The organism is Brucella sp. 22210 (genome assembly GCF_052045675.1).
Classification (GTDB): domain Bacteria; phylum Pseudomonadota; class Alphaproteobacteria; order Rhizobiales; family Rhizobiaceae; genus Brucella.
This window is the reverse complement of sequence record NZ_JBQEPD010000020.1, coordinates 20,217-37,000: the sequence shown is the minus strand read 5'-3', so window position 1 is coordinate 37,000 and position 16,784 is coordinate 20,217. Positions and strand designations below refer to the sequence as shown.

The window sequence follows — 16,784 nt, the reverse complement described above, 5'->3', positions numbered from 1 at the left end:
ACAACAGTTCTTGGAACAATGGTTTGGTGATACGCGAAGTTCAATGCGATGCATTCAGTGGTTTGACAAAGAAGAGGCATGGATGATCCTCATGCCAAAGAGTGGGAAACGTCTCGGCCCGAATAAATCCACTTCTGTCATAGAAAGCGCGTGTCGCATCATATTGCGGCTCATCCTTCCCACGGGGTGCAAGCGTCTTCACAGTAAGGAGTTGGCAATTGGCTTCTCTAGCCACATGTTCAGCCGCAGCGAGCAACCGCCTGCCTATTCCTGCCCGGTGGTGTGACCGGCGCGAAGCAATGACCAGTATTTCCATGGCCGACGGCGGATGTTGCTTCAGCGCGACAAATCCCACGATATCATTGCCGTCCTTGCAGCCGAACATCGGCAGTTCTTCCACCGCCTCGGCACAGGCTTCGATCACCGCCGGTTCGTTGAACCAATCGGAGAGTTCCGACATGATATCGCGGCAAATCTGCCCCTTGTTTTCGACAATCTCTATTGCATCATGCATGGACGGCTCCCGTCTTTCGCGCATCGTTCTCAGGCATTCGTTCTGCGCCTGACAGGCATCTTCCGCTCGTCATTCGACCCAATAGCAGCCACACAGAGCCGATGTGCGTCCTTCAAAAGTCCGCAGACCAGTGCACAGGAAACTCCAGCCCGCTGGGCGATAACCTTTTGTGGAACTCCATCAAAATAATATTGCTCGTAAAACGCACGCGTGCGCGCCGGCATGATTTCCATGGCATGTCGAAAAGCCTGATATGCCTGACATTCGCGCACGTGCTCCTCAGGACTGCCATATTGCGCTATACATCCGCTGGTTGGTTCTTCGACAAAGAGGGCTCTTTCGAATTCGCGGCGGCGTACATAATCCGTAGCGAGATTTCTCACCATCCGCGTCACGTAGGAAGCTGGGCGCTCTACCTCTGATCCTAAAGGCGCGGAGATAAGCTGCAACATCACTTCCTGAACAATATCCTCCGCCACCGTTGCACTGCCTGTGATACGACGGGCAACTGCCAAAAGCTTTCTGCGGATCAGAAGCGCTTCATGAACCTGGCCATCCAATGTTGACTGCGAAAGATTGAGTGTCATTTCCGGGCCCTTCGAAATCCAAGTTTGCATTTCCCCGCCGAGTGACAACGTCAGCCTATAAAAGTGGATAGAAATAATCAAGATATATTTGATTTCTTTTATCTTGTTGTTTTCGCAATATTTATCCGGTTAAGGTGGTAAGTGGCTCAGGTTCCAACGCAATCTGCTTCCATCGATCCGATTACTGCAAGCTTGGGCCAGCGCCCAAAAATATCGATTCCCATAGACATCTGAAAATTGTCCACCCTCGATAGTCGTTCGTGCGCCTCCAGTCCGCTTTGTCATATGGCTTCCATATTGATCTGACTGGATGCGCATGTCTCTGGGGTCAACCAGAAATCCTTGCCCCCAACATTTCAGAGCGGCCTCTCTTCGCACCCATGCTGACAGGAGCGCATCGTGCCGCTCGGCCTCGTCAAGCTGCACAATCACCCTCAACTCGACATCGGAAAGAACCAAAGATGCCGCAGCCTCAAGATCGTCTCGATGATCATTTCGAAACGCCTCCAGATCAATGCCTATGTCCACATGACGGCTTGTTGCGAGCAACACGCAATTGGCATTGTGAGAAAGGCTGAAGCGTATGTCACAGTCTGGCAAATAGGGCTTTCCGGCGGAATTTATCGCGATGTGAATTGCCGATGCCGTTTGCCCGGTCATACGGGCAATGACCGAGCGGCAAAGTTGCCGCCCGGCAATAAATAGCTTGCGGCTCTGAACAGAATGAAAGGCAGCTGCCCGCTCCCTTTCATCCATACTCAAGGCATCTGTATTGCAGACAGTGTCATGCCTTAAGTGCAAGCAATGAATAGCCACTTCACCCGAACTCATCGGATCGCTTATTCTGCGGCCTGAACGACATCAACATCATGAGATGCAACTTCATCACCTGTTTCGGCTTGCCATTGCACAATTGCGTCTGGCGGCGTGAGGTCGAAATGCGGTCTTCCCAGCAGTGAATTGGCGATGACCGCACTGCGCCAGGCCGCGAGGCTAAGTTGCGGCTCTGCAATTCCATGACTATGACGCCCGGCATTCATGACATAGATCCGGTTGTCGCTTGGTCCGTCCCAGACAAGCGAGAAATCGCGTTCCAGCACCGGGTCGCCCAGCGAATTCATGGCGAGCGGCGCATGCAGAGAATTCAGAAATTCCGGTAGAACAAAGCGATAGCCCGTCGCCAGAACGAGAGCGTCAACGGTTACCCTCTCTGTCGTCTGATCGAAACCGTTATTCATGGTCAGGTGAATTTCACGATCTGCATAGTCTGCGGCAACCACATCACGGTGTGGACAAAGCGAGATATCCGCCTCAGCACCTGCTGAATGATCCAGTTTCCGTTCATAAAGCCGCCGGTAGAGCTTTTTGAGCGTGGAAACCGATATACCGTCGCTGGCCAGCATCTGGCGATGGGTATGTGACAGGCGTAAGGGTTCCGGCAACCCATGGAAGCAATCCATATAGCCCGGTGTGAATAGTTCATTTGTGAACGGTGTGGCATCCAGCGGCTCGAAGTTCGGCCTGCGGCTGATCCAATGGATGGATGCATCTGGATTAGAGTCGAGAAGTGCGTCGATAATCTCCGCGCCACTTTGCCCGCCGCCAATCACGGCTATGCGGCGGGCTTTTACCGAGTCGAGCCTTTCAGCTGCGACGCTGTTGTGAAAGAACGCATTCTGGGGAAGGTTTGCCACCCAGTCGGGCATTGAAGGCTGTTTGCCAACAGCCACAGACAGATTGCGCGTCTTAACCTCTTCACCATTGGTCCGGACACGGAAGTGATGATCGTCAAAGCGTACATCCTCGACACGCGTATCGAAACGCAAAGACTTCAACCCCGTTGCCACCCATTCAAGATAATTGGCAAATTCCCGGCGTGGTACGGCTTCATATTCAGCATTTAGGAATTGGTAGAAGCGCTTGTGCTTGACCAGATAGGAAAGGAAACTCCATGGGCTCGTGGGATTGGTTCCCGTGACGAGGTCTTTCAAGAACGACGTCTGCATCTCCGCACCCGGTAACAACATTCCGGGATGCCACGCGAAAGCCGCTCGCTTGTCGAAAAAACGCGCCTTGATGTCGGGTATGGAGTCCAACTGTGCAGCGAGACTGAGATTGAAAGGGCCAATTCCAGCACCCACAAGATCGAGCACTTCAGAGGACATGATGTATCTCCTGTTAGGCAGTCGAAAGAAACTGGGAGGACAGTTTTCTTCACGAAACTGCAGCACGACAAACGCGCAAGGTTTGACTAAAGCCCGGTGGCAAAGCCACTCAGTTCAATTCGATAGTCCTATGCAGTTTTGTTACCAGCGCCTCGTCGAGCCTGCGCGCAAAACGCTGGTGGAAAGGCGATTTACCGATAATCGTCAGATGGTTGGTGCCATTGACGATCTCGGGCGCCGTCGCCCTGGACGAGTATCGGCGCCAGTCAATGACGTTGAGCGAGCGGGTCAGAGAATCCTCTGCCGCAAAGGCGTGAATGCGAAAATCGCTTTGTGAGAGTTGGTAGTTGCGGAAGATCATCGCATTGTCGATGAGCACCCAGAATGTGTGCTCTTCCGAACCAATGTCTGGCCCGTCTACAGGCAGGACTACATCGTGTTTCACGACATGGCTGAGAAACTGTTCATAGATTTCGCGGTCCATCGCCGCAAACAGTCTCTGCCAGTCATCGCGCATCGGCGCCACATTCAGCCATTCCTGGACGCGTCGATGGGTCCGATCACGAACGCCTTCCTCAAAACGCGGTAGAATTCCAACCGTAAATTCTTCGTCCATATCACAGACATCAACCATACCGATCATGCGCAGATCGATATCGTTTCCAAGCTGATGCGCTGCCTCATAGGCAAGCAGCCCGCCCCATGACCAGCCAAGAAAAGCGCAAGGCCGCCCCTTGGCCAAACGCCGTACTTCTTCGGCATAACGCGCGGTGATATCCTCAACCCCCGTGCTTAGCGTTTTGGTTTCGCTGAGCGAGTAACAGATAAACCCCGTCGCTGGCTGATCCGGACCCAGATAATCGACGAGGCGCATATATTCGCGCGTACTGACAAGCAGACCGGGGAAGCAATAGAGCACCGGGCGGTCGCCACTACGGCGCAAATAGATCACGTTGACGCCGGTATCCTCGCGCGAGCCATCGAGTGCCGCAGCAAGATCGCGCACCGTCGGATGATTGAACATATCTGCAATTGTCAGAGGCCAGTCCGGATGGTGTGTCTTGAGACGAGACACGATACGGACTGCCGCAAGGGATTGCCCCCCGATATCGAAAAAATTCTCGGTAACGCCGATATCCGGAATGTCGAGAACATCGCGCCAGACCGTTAGAATGGCCCGCTCACGGTCATTTTCTGGCGCAATGGTCTCGCGTTCCAGAAGAGGCGGTGGAAGAGCAGAGCGGTCAAGCTTGCTGTTCGGCCCCATCGGCAGCTTATCGATCAACATGATCGTTTGCGGCACCATATAATCCGGTAAAGCAACCATGGCGGCGCGGCGCAGTTCCGTCATGGTGACAGTTTCGCCTTCGCGCGGCACGACATAGGCAACCAGTGACGAACGGGCGCCATCGCGATGCAGCAGGACGACCGTCTCGGCAACACGGGAATCGGCGCTCAGTACCGCTTCAATCTCACCGGGTTCAATGCGATACCCCCGCAGCTTGATCTGATGATCGACCCGACCGGCAAATTCAACAATGCCATCTTCACGCCATCGTCCGAGATCGCCGGATTTATACATTCGACCAGCGCCTGACGAGAAAGGATCGGGAATAAACCGCTCTTCCGTCAAATCCGGACGACCTTGATAACCACGAGCGAGACCACTACCACCGATGTAAATCTCGCCAACGACGCCGACCGGAACAGGAACCAGATCCTCATCGAGAATATAGACTCTCCGATCGCCAACGCCTCTTCCGATCGGAGCCACTGTGCCTTCAAAGCGGGTTCCCAACGGAATTTTCCAGATCATCGGCGTCATGATGGTTTCGGTCGGACCATAACCATTGATGAGGAGTGGAGCCTGAAGATTATCGTTGATCATGTCGAAAACAGCGCGCGGTAGGGCCTCGCCGCCGAATGAATATAGCCGTAAAGCCGGAATATCCGGATGCTCACTGGCATACTCGGCCAGTCCGCGCACATAGCTTGTTGGAAGGCTGGCATTGTTGACCCCGTGCTTGCGCATCAGCGCGAAAGCCTCATCCGGAGTTGCGAGCTTGTCCGGTGTCAGAACCACGCCGCCGCCAGCCATCAGCGGCACCATCCAGCGCTCATGCCCACCATCGGACGTGAACGGAAGGACCGGATATTCACACGATTTCTCGGTCATTTCATAAATGCGCAAGGTCGCCTTGCAGTGATGCGCCAGTGGACCATGCTCAACCGCCACACCCTTTGGAACACCCGTTGAACCGGATGTATAAATGACATAAGCAAGTTGATCCGGCGCAACAACAGTCACCGGTGGCTCAGCGCTTTCCTGCGACAGATTCAGCCGATCTATATCCAGCTTCGGCGTGATGACATCCTGCGGAAGACTTTCGAGGAAACGCTTACGCGTGATGATCAGCGAAAGGCCCGGCGCAGAAAGAATATGCCGGTTGCGGGCTTCCGGGTGATCTGGCTCAACTGGTGTGAAGGCGCCCCCCGCCTTCATGATAGCCAGAATGGCAATTATCGCTTCGATGGATTTGTCGAGTGCCACTGCGACACGGTTTTCCGGTCCGATTCCCATAGCTATCAGATGACGCGCGAGACGATTGGCCGAGGCTTCCAGCTCGCCGTGGGTGATGGAGCGGTCCCCCTGTGCAACGGCAAATGCACCCGGGCGTCGCAGCGCCTGCGCTGCGATTGCTTCATGCACCGGCACACCATCATCCGGCTGCGGCTGATCTGGATAAGGCGCGGACAGCTGTTCCAGTTCTGCACTCGAAACAAACGGAATTTCCCGGACAAGCGCTGCCGGATCATCGTTCAGGCAAGAAAGCGCAATCTTGAAATCACTGGCAAAGCGGACCACGTGCCGACGATCCTGCTTTTGTGGATCGAAACCAAAGACAACTTTGAAACCCCCATTGCTGGCCGGGCGAACAGTGACCACCAGTTCGGCATCCCGGCGCGCTGGAGGCTCTATGATGACGCGCGTGAACGCATCATTGAGAAAATATGCCGGTCGCAGATCAAGAACGGTTCTGGCAAGCGCCGTGGTTTCGAAACTTTCGTCCCGACGCAGAAGGCTATCGGCCAATGTTTCGAATGGCATGAAGTGTTGTCTGGAGACGGTAATCTCCCGTTCAAAACGCTGCTTCGTCTCTTCCAGTGTCATGCCGCCATTGACTTCAGCGGCGAGAACCAGAGTGTCTTCCGTTCGCGTTGCGATATCGGCAGCCCCATCTCTGGTAGTGAGGCCGATCCGTTGTGTTCCATAGCCCGAGTAACGTCGCAATGCCACGGCAAGGCCCGTCAGAAGATCAAGTTCGAGTTGTTTCGTCGAGGTGGAACTATCGCCATCAACGTATATCTCTGTTTCCGTCCAATTTTCCAGCTCCGTTCCGTGGGGCAATACCGGAGTGAGGACTGCGATATTTTCCTGCCTTCCAAGTCGGTCGAGCCAGAAGTCCACCTTGTCGGCAGGTGGTGTGATTGTTTCAGCTTGTTCGAGTGACCATGTGGTCGGCGAAGTTTTTACAACTGCGCCGGAACCGCTGTGTAAGGATTCTACGAAGTCAACGGCAAGTCGCCCAAGCGCTGCGCTGTCGGCAACAATTGCATGCAGGGAGAATAGGACCCCGACGGCCTTGTCTCCGCGTTTGAATAGAATGAAGCGTGCGGGATTTTCCTGCTCAAGATCAATCTGCCGGTCGCGTTCCGAACGCGCCACAGCCAGCATCACTTCATCGGCTGCAACACCGACCGCTACGTGTTGTTCAACAATATCGACGCGACCCGCGTGAGGTATATGCTGATAAACAACACCACCCGGCTTGAGTTCAAATCGACGCGTGATGAGTGGGTGTCTTGCGGACAGCTGCGCCAATCGTTCCGCAGCAAAATTCGCATCGATATCGCCCAGCGCTAGCCCCAACATCTGGCGACCATAGATGCTTTCATTTCCAATAGCCGACAGTATCCAGATGCGTGATTGTGTCGACGACAGTGGCCATTCAGCCGCCGCCTGGTGACCACCATTCATTCCACAAATTCTACTGTCGATATTCATTCTGTTTAATCCTAAGAAAAACAAAATTAATTTTCCTCAGCAAACAACCTGAAGAAATATTTTTATTCTCTAACTATTTTATGGGCAATCGAGAATGATCACATCATATATGCTCCATCATTGTACCGATGCCTGATAGACGAATTAGATCAATAGAAATTCAAATATTTTGTGTCTAAAAATTTCTATATTTTTTCTGAATTTATTGATTGCTCAATCGTCCCTTGAATAGCGAACCTCGGACGACAAACGCGCCATCACAAACGCCACAGCAAATCGAATTCCTAATGTTGGAGAAATGACGATGGATACGTCGCCAGTGAGAGAATATTCGTTCAACGCAGGAGGCGATTCCAACAGCAAGGCGCGTCTGCGCTTACCCGAAGCAGGTTTCGCCAGCCATACAGCCACCGTTGCTCATAGCGCACCGATGCTTTTTGGGCATGTAGTGGCGACCGCAGATGGCTTTAGCGTCAAGCACAACGGCAAGGATATCGCGGCTGGCACATTTTCACACGCAAGAGGCCCCAGCCTTGATTTCGGAACTTTGCCCCCTGCAACTGCGGAGGCGGAAAGAGCAGTTCTTGCCGTATTGGAAGCGCTTTTCACATGCCACCCAGATTTGCCCTTCGTACAGGTGACGTTACCCACATATTGTGATCCCACAGACATTCTGGCGAGTGGCTCAATGGAACGGACAGAGGATGGATTTATCTCCCGCCCCGAACTCCTTTTCCAGCTGGCGCAACTTTGGCTTGGAAGTGCTCCCTATGCTTATCCCGCTGTATCGACAGTGACCAACGGAATTCACCATCCAATACGCCCACCGAAGCCAAGCGGCATCGTTTACCAGCGCCATATCCCTTGGATAGATAAGATTCTGGCCTTCCATATCGCAGATTTAGAAGTCGATCTGGCACATTTTCATCGCTGGATGAATGATCCCCGTGTTTCAGCAATATGGGAGGACCATGGTAGTCTCGACTATCACCGCAATTTCCTCAATGGACGGCTGGCTGATCCACGCACATTGCCGCTAATCGGGACCTTCGATGGTGTCCCCTTCGGTTACTTCGAACTCTACTGGGCAAAGGAAGACCGGCTCGGCCCCTATTATGATGCAGACCCCTATGATCGGGGCTGGCACGTCGCGATTGGCGAAGATGCGTTCCGAGGAAAGGCCTTCGTCAGTGCATGGCTGCCTTCCTTGATGCACTATATGTTTCTCGCGGACCCCCGAACAACCCGGATCGTTGGAGAACCCATTCACCACCATCAGCAGCAGATACGCAACCTCGACCGGTCAGGCTTTGCCAAGATCAAGCATGTCCAGTTTCCCCATAAGATGGCGCTTCTGGTCATGCTGTTGCGCGAACGCTTTTTTGCAGACCGGCTGCTTTCTCCCGATCTCGGCACCCTCACCGATCAACAGGGCCGCCCGGTCATTGGCTCCTTGTCCCGCGACGCAGGTTGAGAGCCCGAAACGAACATCCGCTATCCAGTTTCTGCCTTGCGAGGACAATCATGAACGAAACGCCCAAGTTCGACGCTCAACATACAATCATTCCGAACAGCTTCACCTCAATACGCGATGACCCGTTCGACGCTGCCGTGCCGCCTATTTACCAGACGTCACTGTTTCTGTTCGACAACTACGCGGAGCTGGAAGCGGTTTTTGCTGGCCGATCGCCAAAACCCATTTATTCACGCGGAGACAATCCCACCGTTCGCTTGCTCGAGCAACGAATTGCGGAAATGGAAGGTGCCGAAGATGCACGCGCCTTCTCCAGCGGCATGGGCGCAATTGCGGCGACCATTTTAGCCTTCGTCAATCCTGGTGATCGTATTGTGACGGTCCGCCATGTCTATAGCGATGCGTTCCGCTTTTTCGAAAAGGTGCTGAAGCGTTTCGGCGTTATTGTCGACTATATCGACGGCAGGGATACAGAGCGTATGGTCGAAGCGCTACCTGACGCGCGCCTGGCCTATCTTGAAAGCCCGACATCGATGGTCTTTGAACTGCAGGACTTGAAAGCCATCGCTGAAGCCGCCCGCAAACACGGTGTACTGACAATTGTCGATAATTCCTGGGCGACCCCCCTCTTCCAAAATCCCCTGACAATCGGCATGGATCTGGTCATTCACGCCGCTTCCAAATATCTGGGTGGACAGAGTGACACAGTTGCTGGTCTGGTCGCCGGATCGCGGGCGCTTATCGACCGGGTCAATGCGGAAATCTTTCCCTATACCGGCGCCAAACTGGCCCCCTTCGAAGCCTGGCTGGTGCTGCGCAATCTCGAAACGCTCCCTCTGCGGATGCGCCATCATCATGAGGCGGGATTGGATGTCGCTCAATGGCTGCAATCCTCGAACAAAATTGCCAACGTCATGCATCCGGCATTCATGGATCATCCGGGCAAGAACAGTTTTTCCGGTTTCGGAGGTCTGTTCTCCTTTGAGGTGACAGACGCCATAGACATTCCAACCTTTGTCGATGCACTGAAACTTATCCGCATCGGGGTAAGCTGGGGCGGGCCCGAAAGCCTTGTTGTGCCAGCCAAGGCTGCACTCAGCATTTCGCCGGAGACAAATGTGTTCGCGCGCTTTGGCGTCAGCGAACGCACGATCCGGTTGAACATTGGTCTTGATAAGGCGCAGGATCTTATCGAAGATCTTGATCAGGCTCTTAAAGCCGCCACTCGCTGAACGATCATAGATTCTCGATCATCTGCCGGGATGAACTGTATAGACAACAGTATTGCGCGGTCCAAAATTCAAAAAGACACGATATTTCTGAATTCATGGATGGCAATCTTATTGCCATCCATTTGATTTATATTTTATTTTTTAGAAAAAATAGTCACTATTCGAATTTATATAAATAATCCCATATAATATTGCATTATTGCACCACAATACGTTTTCGTTTTGGTGTTTATCCATCATATAATTAGCACGCACAATATTGGTGATGATATTGCAACAGGATAATTGAAACAGTTATTGTCATAAAACTGATAATTGAAAGTGTAGCTATTCAATGTTTTTTTGCATCCGTAAATACAACTTCATCGGGTGACAAAAATGAAAATCACTACACTTCTCATGACTTCCGCAGCAGGAATTATATCTTTGCCAGCATTTGCTGCAGATGTAATCGTTGCTCCGGAGCCAGAAGCCGTTGAATATGTTCGCGTTTGCGATGCTTACGGCGCGGGCTATTTCTATATTCCGGGCACCGAAACCTGCCTGCGCATCAGCGGCTATGTCCGCTATGATGTGAAGGGTGGCGACGATGCCTATACCGGTTTTGATCGCAAGGGCTGGGACAAGGGCGCTCGTTTCACGCTGCGTACGTCAACCGCGACCGAAACCGAACTCGGCACGCTCAAGTCCTATACCGAAACCCGCTTCAACTACACCTCTGAAAACTCGGGATGGGATGGCGAGTATGGCTCGGCATCGAGCAGCGTCGATAATCGTCGTGCCTACATCGAACTTGGCGGCTTCCGCGTCGGTATCGATGAATCGGCTTTCCATACCTTCACCGGCTATCTCGGCGACGTCATCAACGATGACGTGATCGCAGCCGGCAGCTACACGACGGGTCAGGTTTCTTACACCTTCACAGGTGGCAATGGCTTCTCGGCCATCATCGCTGCTGAACAGGGTGGCAGCAGCTATACGATTGATGGTTACACACCACATCTTCTCGGCGGCCTGAAGTTCAAGGGCGGATGGGGCTCGATCGCAGGTGTAGTGGCTTACGACCCGGTTATTGAAGACTGGAACGGCAAGCTGCGCGGCGACGTCAACATCACCGAGAAATTCTCGGTCTGGGTGCAGGGCGGCTATTCGTCTGAAGAAACCCCTTACCAGAATTACGGCCAGTGGGGCGGTGAATGGGCTGTCTGGGGCGGCGCGAAGTTCAAGGCGACCGACAAGGCAACCTTCAACATTCAGGGCGCTTACGAAGATTGGGGCAAGACTGCAATCACCGCAAACGTCGCTTACCAGCTGGTTCCTGGCTTCACCATCACTCCGGAAGTTTCCTACACCAAGTGGGATAGCGATCATCCGCTGCGTGAAGCTGGCCTCGTCGGCTCGGACGGCATTCAGGGTACGGTTCGCTTCCAGCGTTCGTTCTAAAGCGCCCCTGAAAAGCTCGAAGCAGTTTTGTATAAGACTTTCGTAAAAAACCAAAAGTGAGAGCGGTTACAAAACCTGTTTTGAAATCGCTCTTACCGGCAGATAAATGAACGATTCTCGATCAGTAAAAACAAGTATTGATTGACATCGAAGAATTTAGACAGAATAGTGATAATGTGATTATCTGATCTCCAGTCAGCAAGTGGTCACAACAATTACAGCGGCAGATTTTTCTGTCGCTGTTTTTTTGTTTCGATATAAAATTAGTTAAAGCACAATTAGTCTTGCAATAATTGGTGTCATCGTCGCAACACGTATAGTTAGAAATACTTCACATTCGATATCAGCAATTGTTCTCTATCAATATTAGTGTTCAATAATATGCATTGTTTGAAAACGAAACAAGGCGAATAATATGAACATGAAGTCTCTCCTCCTTGCCTCATCGGCAGCAGTAATGTCGTTCCCGGCATTTGCAGCGGATGCAATTGTTGCTCCTGAACCCGAAGCTGTTGAATATGTTCGCGTTTGCGATGCTTACGGCGCTGGCTATTTCTACATCCCGGGCACCGAAACCTGCCTGCGCATTCACGGCTATGTCCGTTATGACGTAAAGGGTGGCGACGATGCCTATTCCGGCGTTGACCGCGAAGGCTGGGACAAGAGCCTGCGTTTTGCCCTGCGCACGTCAACGGCTTCCGAAACCGAATTCGGCACTTTGAAGACCTTCACCGAAACCCGCTTCAACTATTCGTCGAGCAATTCGCGTCACGATGGCTATTACGGCGATTCGAACATTGATGGCTTCGGCGGCACCAGCTCCGATGTTGTACTGCAGTTCGCCTATATCGAACTTGGCGGCCTGAAGGTCGGTATCGATGAGTCGGAATTCCACACCTTCACCGGTTACCTCGGCGACATCATCAACGACGACGTGGTCTCGGCTGGTGCATACCGCACGGGCAAGATTTCCTACACCTTCGCAGCTGGCAACGGCTTCTCCGCAGTGGTTGCTCTTGAACAGGGCGGCGATAACGACGGTGGTTATACAAACCCATTCGGTCATGACTACGCTATCGACGGTTACATGCCACATGTTGTTGGCGGCCTGAAATATGCTGGCGGCTGGGGTTCGATCGCTGGTGTCGTTGCATACGACTCGGTTATCGAAGAATGGTCTGCAAAGGTCCGCGGCGACGTTGCAATTACGGACCGCTTCGGCCTCTGGCTGCAGGGCGCTTATGCTTCCGAAGAAAGCCCAGATCAGATGTACGGTCAGTGGGGTGGTGAATGGGCTGTCTGGGGTGGTCTGAAATATGCCCTGACGCCAAAGGCAACCTTCAACCTTCAGGGCGCACATGACGATTGGGGCAAAACAGCCGTTGCCGCCAACGTTGCTTATGAAATCGTTCCGGGCTTCACGATTACGCCGGAAGTCAACTACACCAAGTTCGGCGGCGACTGGAAGCGTTATGAAGCCGTTGCTAACGGCAATGACGTTGACGACGCATGGGGTGGCACGATCCGCTTCCAGCGTTCGTTCTAAGCTCGATATATAGATAGCATTCATTTGCTATCAGTATCGACACGGCCAAATAATGCATGATGATTATTCTTCATTATTGCCGTGTTGCGTTTGAGAGAAATACAAAGGCGGCGAAAGGGCTCTTTCGTCGCCTTTGCTTGTTGCCGCCCACATAAACAAGACAGCCGATTGGCAGAGCCATCGCCAGCGATAAACTGTCGGATTTTTCTTAAAATCATTCCATCTATACATTAATATGAGAAAACTATCCATATAATTTCTAATAACAATTCATTGTATTTAATATAAATACAATTATCATTTCTGAAAACGTAGGTAATTTAATTTATAATTACCTTTCTATTTTTCAGTGACATCTGTACTTGTCGGAATCATCCCAAGCGCTATTTGCCCTACCGATCCGCCTCCCCGGATCACTGGTACTCACAAAGGAGAAACCGCGATGGCATTTGTTCAGACACAGGATGGAACTGAGATCTATTACAAGGACTGGGGTCCGAAGGACGCACAGCCGATCCATTTCCATCACGGTTGGCCGCTCAGTGCGGATGATTGGGACAACCAGATGCTGTTCTTCCTCAAGGAAGGCTTTCGCGTCGTCGCGCATGACCGCCGAGGCCACGGTCGATCGAGCCAGGTCAGCGACGGTCATGATATGGATCATTATGCTGCCGACGCCTCGGCCGTCGTCGAACATCTCGATCTTCGCAACGCCATCCATATTGGCCATTCAACAGGCGGCGGGCAGGTTGCACGTTATGTGGCGAAGTTTGGCCAGCCGCAGGGTCGGGTCGCCAAAGCGGTTCTGGTCAGTTCTGTTCCACCCCTGATGGTCAAAACAGCCAACAATCCCGATGGAACCCCCATCGAAGTATTCGATGGCTTTCGTTCGGCACTCGCCGCCAATCGCGCGCAGTTTTTCATCGATGTGCCCTCTGGTCCTTTTTACGGATTTAATCGGCCGGGAGCAAAGCCATCGCAGGGCGTTATCGATAACTGGTGGCGACAGGGCATGATGGGAAGCGCCAAGGCACATTATGAGGGGATCAAGGCGTTTTCAGAAACGGATCAAACAGAAGATCTGAAAGCGATAACGGTACCAACCCTCGTGCTGCAAGGCGACGATGACCAGGTCGTTCCTTATAAATGCGCCTCGATCCTGCAGGACAAGCTGCTGCAGAACAGCAAACTGATCATCTATCCGGGCTTTTCGCACGGGATGCTTACAGTCAATGCAGACGTAATCAACGCTGATCTGCTAGCCTTCATACGTGGATGAAAACAGTGCGCGCCGNCACCACTCATTAGATTCTCGAGCAAATGCATCGCTTTTCTAGGGAACGACTGCAATTGCTTTCAGCAGATCGGCATTGAAGCGCTCCGGATCCTGCATCTGCGCGCTATGCCCATAGTCGGGATAAGTAATCAGTTGCGAATTGGGAATACGCGCCTGAGCTTCCTTTGCCAGTACCGGATAATTGCCGAGCGTTGCCGCGAGTTCGGGATTCGCACGGTTTTTGCCCATGGCCGTATTGTCCTTCAGGCCGATCATCAGCACCGTCGGCACACGCAGCTTGTCCAATTCATGGACAACAGGCTGGTTGAACACCATATCGGCGGTCAAAGCCTGATGCCACGCAACAATATTGCCGCCCGGACCTTCATACATGGATGCCAGCATATCGACAGGGCGGTCGAATTCCGGTTTCCAAGTACCGGCATAGTATGTCGATTGTTGATAAGCCTTGATGCTTGCGCGCGTCACCTTCAGCTCGGTGGCGTAGAGCTGATTGATGGTCGCATTGGGCACGCCCTTGGCACGCCAGTCTTCCATTCCCAACGGATTGACCACCACCAGCTTCTGGAGTTCATCTGGATATTGCAACGCATAGCGTATGGCCAGCATCCCGCCCATCGAATGCCCGACCAGAACCGGCTTTTCGATGTTAAGCGCGGTCAAAAGCTGATGCGTGTTATCCGCAAGCCCGTGCAGACCATATTGATAGCGCGCTGGCTTCGCTGATTTGCAAAACCCGATCTGATCGGGAGCAATCACCCTATATCCCGCCCCCGTAAGCGCCTTGATGGTGGTCTCCCATGTGCCACCACAGAAATTCTTGCCATGCAGAAGCACGGCGGTCTGGCCATTGGCCTTTTCTGGACGGGCATCGATATAGGCCATGGTCATGGCCTCGTTCTGGCTGAGTATGGTTTGACGCTGGACCGGCCAACCATAATCGAAATCACCAAGCAGAGGGTCAGCCATGGCAGGTGTTGCAACTCCCAACGCGATTGCCATCATCATCGGGATCATGGGTGATACAGTCATCTGGGCCTCCAATTGTCTGCTCGAACTGCAACGATATCGATAGAGACTGGAGCGTTCCGAGCAAAAGTGTGAAACGGCTTTTTCGTACAGGAATGCGTTATGGAAAGAGATCGAGCGGCTTTGGCTCAAACGGACCGCGACCGCTCGATCTCTATCATCATCATGGCTTCATGACCGTTGCGTGCCTTGCCGCGATCACGAAACCGTTGGTGAGGACCAACACGTCTTACTTGTCGATGAAATCGGCAAGCAGCGCGTTGACTTCAGGGGCCGATTCTTCCAGCAGCCAATGGCCGGTATCCGGAAGAATGGTCGAACCAAGCTTGCTCGTATCCTTCACGAAGCGGGCTGCGAGCTGCTTCGGCAGAACGTCGTTCACGCCCTTGGCGCCGCTGATCGAATAGACCGGGATGGTCAACTGCTTGCCAGCGGCGAGCAGAGCTTCATTCTGACGAATGCTATCGGAATGCGACTGATAATAACCGAATGCCGCATGCAGGTTCGCGCGGGTCGAATAGGGCTCGATCAGTTCATCCAGCAGAGCCGGGGTGAAGGTGTCCTTCTTGCCGGCATATTCCTTGATGAAGTAGCTCATGAACAGAACCGGATCGGTGGAGACCATCTTTTCAGCGATGTCGCCGAATGAGAAATAGCCAAAGTGCCAGCCAAGGCCCGGACCGTGCGGCGTTAGACCCGGATAGGTCCACATTGCCTTGTCAGGGATCGGCGAATCCATGAACACCACCTTCTTGATGATATCCTGGTTGTTCGCGACCATCGGGTAGGAAGCCGAATTGCAAAGGTCGTGGCAGACATAGGTGAAAGGCTGATTGTTGGTCAGGCTTTTGATAGCGCCCAGAAGATAGGTGCTCATCTTTTCTGCATCATAGCCTGCAGCCGAGGGCTCCGACTGACCGAGGCCCGGTAGATCAATCGCGATGACCTGATGGTTCGCGGAGAATTTTTCCAAAGCAGGTTGCCACATCTTCCAGGTAGAGCCGAAGCCATGAACGAAGATGATCGGATCGCCCTTGCCCTCTCCCCCGCTCACATAGTGCAGGCGGATGCCATCTGTTTCCACCATGCCGCTCTTGAAACCTTCAGGAACCGCATATTGTCCGCGTTGCTCCTCCTTCACCTTGGCCAGAGCTGCTTTAGAAACTTCCGGCGGCGTATTGATGGAAGGCAGCATATTTTCCTGCGCCAGAACAGGCGATGAAAACAGCATCGTGGCGCTGAGCAATGCACCAGCGGATAGGATTTTAGAAAACACGGTTTCGTCCTTTCTTGAGAAAGCCCGATTACGAATGATCTCGGGCGGAATGACCCGGCGTCCCTGAAGTTGCCGTATAAGTCGGACACCGATGCCAAAAGGGTTGGAAGGCGGCGAGGCCAGGCCGCAAAAATCCATCGGCCCGGTTGAGCGGC

General features: G+C 52.8%; 12 protein-coding genes. 5 read left to right on the top strand and 7 right to left on the bottom strand.

Features of this window, described 5'->3' with window-relative positions:
- Window positions 1-40 precede the first annotated feature (40 nt).
- From ACTJKP_RS19740 to ACTJKP_RS19720, 5 genes are all read right to left on the bottom strand, one after another.
- Entirely contained in the window at window positions 41-514 is a 474-nt protein-coding gene (locus tag ACTJKP_RS19740; RefSeq protein WP_078341134.1) for a GNAT family N-acetyltransferase, read from the bottom strand.
- 29 nt (window positions 515-543) lie between these two features.
- Window positions 544-1,182, bottom strand: coding sequence for a sigma-70 family RNA polymerase sigma factor (locus tag ACTJKP_RS19735; RefSeq protein WP_440631874.1), 639 nt, complete (start codon window positions 1,180-1,182; stop codon window positions 544-546).
- Window positions 1,183-1,230: 48 nt separating this feature from the next.
- Complete coding sequence (locus ACTJKP_RS19730; protein WP_440631873.1) at window positions 1,231-1,932, bottom strand: 4'-phosphopantetheinyl transferase family protein; 702 nt, start codon at window positions 1,930-1,932, stop codon at window positions 1,231-1,233.
- Between the two features lie 8 nt (window positions 1,933-1,940).
- Window positions 1,941-3,266: a lysine N(6)-hydroxylase/L-ornithine N(5)-oxygenase family protein gene (locus tag ACTJKP_RS19725; RefSeq protein WP_440631872.1), complete on the bottom strand. Its 1,326-nt coding sequence runs from the start codon at window positions 3,264-3,266 to the stop codon at window positions 1,941-1,943.
- 109 nt (window positions 3,267-3,375) lie between these two features.
- Window positions 3,376-7,332 carry an amino acid adenylation domain-containing protein gene (locus ACTJKP_RS19720; protein WP_440631871.1) on the bottom strand — a complete coding sequence of 1,319 codons (3,957 nt, stop codon included), beginning with the start codon at window positions 7,330-7,332 and terminating at the stop codon, window positions 3,376-3,378.
- Between the two features lie 304 nt (window positions 7,333-7,636).
- Here ACTJKP_RS19720 and ACTJKP_RS19715 point away from each other — a divergent pair, with 304 nt between their 5' ends.
- From ACTJKP_RS19715 to ACTJKP_RS19695, 5 genes are all read left to right on the top strand, one after another.
- Entirely contained in the window at window positions 7,637-8,806 is a 1,170-nt protein-coding gene (locus ACTJKP_RS19715; RefSeq protein WP_440631870.1) for a GNAT family N-acetyltransferase, read from the top strand.
- Between the two features lie 50 nt (window positions 8,807-8,856).
- The gene (locus ACTJKP_RS19710) at window positions 8,857-10,038 is read left to right on the top strand and encodes a PLP-dependent transferase (RefSeq protein ID WP_440631869.1); all 1,182 of its coding nucleotides are present in this window, start codon (window positions 8,857-8,859) and stop codon (window positions 10,036-10,038) included.
- A gap of 378 nt (window positions 10,039-10,416) precedes the next feature.
- Window positions 10,417-11,481: a porin gene (locus tag ACTJKP_RS19705; protein ID WP_078341129.1), complete on the top strand. Its 1,065-nt coding sequence runs from the start codon at window positions 10,417-10,419 to the stop codon at window positions 11,479-11,481.
- Between the two features lie 415 nt (window positions 11,482-11,896).
- Window positions 11,897-13,027, top strand: a complete 1,131-nt coding sequence (locus tag ACTJKP_RS19700) for a porin (RefSeq protein WP_078341128.1) — start codon at window positions 11,897-11,899, stop codon at window positions 13,025-13,027.
- A gap of 442 nt (window positions 13,028-13,469) precedes the next feature.
- Window positions 13,470-14,306, top strand: coding sequence for an alpha/beta fold hydrolase (locus ACTJKP_RS19695; protein WP_440631868.1), 837 nt, complete (start codon window positions 13,470-13,472; stop codon window positions 14,304-14,306).
- Between the two features lie 54 nt (window positions 14,307-14,360).
- Here the strand turns inward: ACTJKP_RS19695 and ACTJKP_RS19690 are convergent, their stop codons facing one another.
- Both ACTJKP_RS19690 and ACTJKP_RS19685 read right to left on the bottom strand, forming a co-directional pair.
- Window positions 14,361-15,356 (bottom strand): alpha/beta fold hydrolase, encoded by a 996-nt coding sequence (locus tag ACTJKP_RS19690; protein WP_440631867.1) that lies wholly within the window; start codon window positions 15,354-15,356, stop codon window positions 14,361-14,363.
- A gap of 226 nt (window positions 15,357-15,582) precedes the next feature.
- Window positions 15,583-16,629, bottom strand: coding sequence for an alpha/beta fold hydrolase (locus tag ACTJKP_RS19685; RefSeq protein ID WP_440631866.1), 1,047 nt, complete (start codon window positions 16,627-16,629; stop codon window positions 15,583-15,585).
- Window positions 16,630-16,784 lie beyond the last annotated feature (155 nt).

What these genes read in the sequence shown, in the direction of transcription:
- ACTJKP_RS19740 (WP_078341134.1), bottom strand. Translation starts at nt 514, where the DNA reads ATGCATGATGCAATAGAGATTGTCGAAAACAAGGGGCAGATTTGCCGC.
- ACTJKP_RS19730 (WP_440631873.1), bottom strand. Translation starts at nt 1,932, where the DNA reads ATGAGTTCGGGTGAAGTGGCTATTCATTGCTTGCACTTAAGGCATGAC.
- ACTJKP_RS19725 (WP_440631872.1), bottom strand. Translation starts at nt 3,266, where the DNA reads ATGTCCTCTGAAGTGCTCGATCTTGTGGGTGCTGGAATTGGCCCTTTC.
- ACTJKP_RS19720 (WP_440631871.1), bottom strand. Translation starts at nt 7,332, where the DNA reads ATGAATATCGACAGTAGAATTTGTGGAATGAATGGTGGTCACCAGGCG.
- ACTJKP_RS19715 (WP_440631870.1), top strand. Translation starts at nt 7,637, where the DNA reads ATGGATACGTCGCCAGTGAGAGAATATTCGTTCAACGCAGGAGGCGAT.
- ACTJKP_RS19710 (WP_440631869.1), top strand. Translation starts at nt 8,857, where the DNA reads ATGAACGAAACGCCCAAGTTCGACGCTCAACATACAATCATTCCGAAC.
- ACTJKP_RS19705 (WP_078341129.1), top strand. Translation starts at nt 10,417, where the DNA reads ATGAAAATCACTACACTTCTCATGACTTCCGCAGCAGGAATTATATCT.
- ACTJKP_RS19700 (WP_078341128.1), top strand. Translation starts at nt 11,897, where the DNA reads ATGAACATGAAGTCTCTCCTCCTTGCCTCATCGGCAGCAGTAATGTCG.
- ACTJKP_RS19695 (WP_440631868.1), top strand. Translation starts at nt 13,470, where the DNA reads ATGGCATTTGTTCAGACACAGGATGGAACTGAGATCTATTACAAGGAC.
- ACTJKP_RS19690 (WP_440631867.1), bottom strand. Translation starts at nt 15,356, where the DNA reads ATGACTGTATCACCCATGATCCCGATGATGATGGCAATCGCGTTGGGA.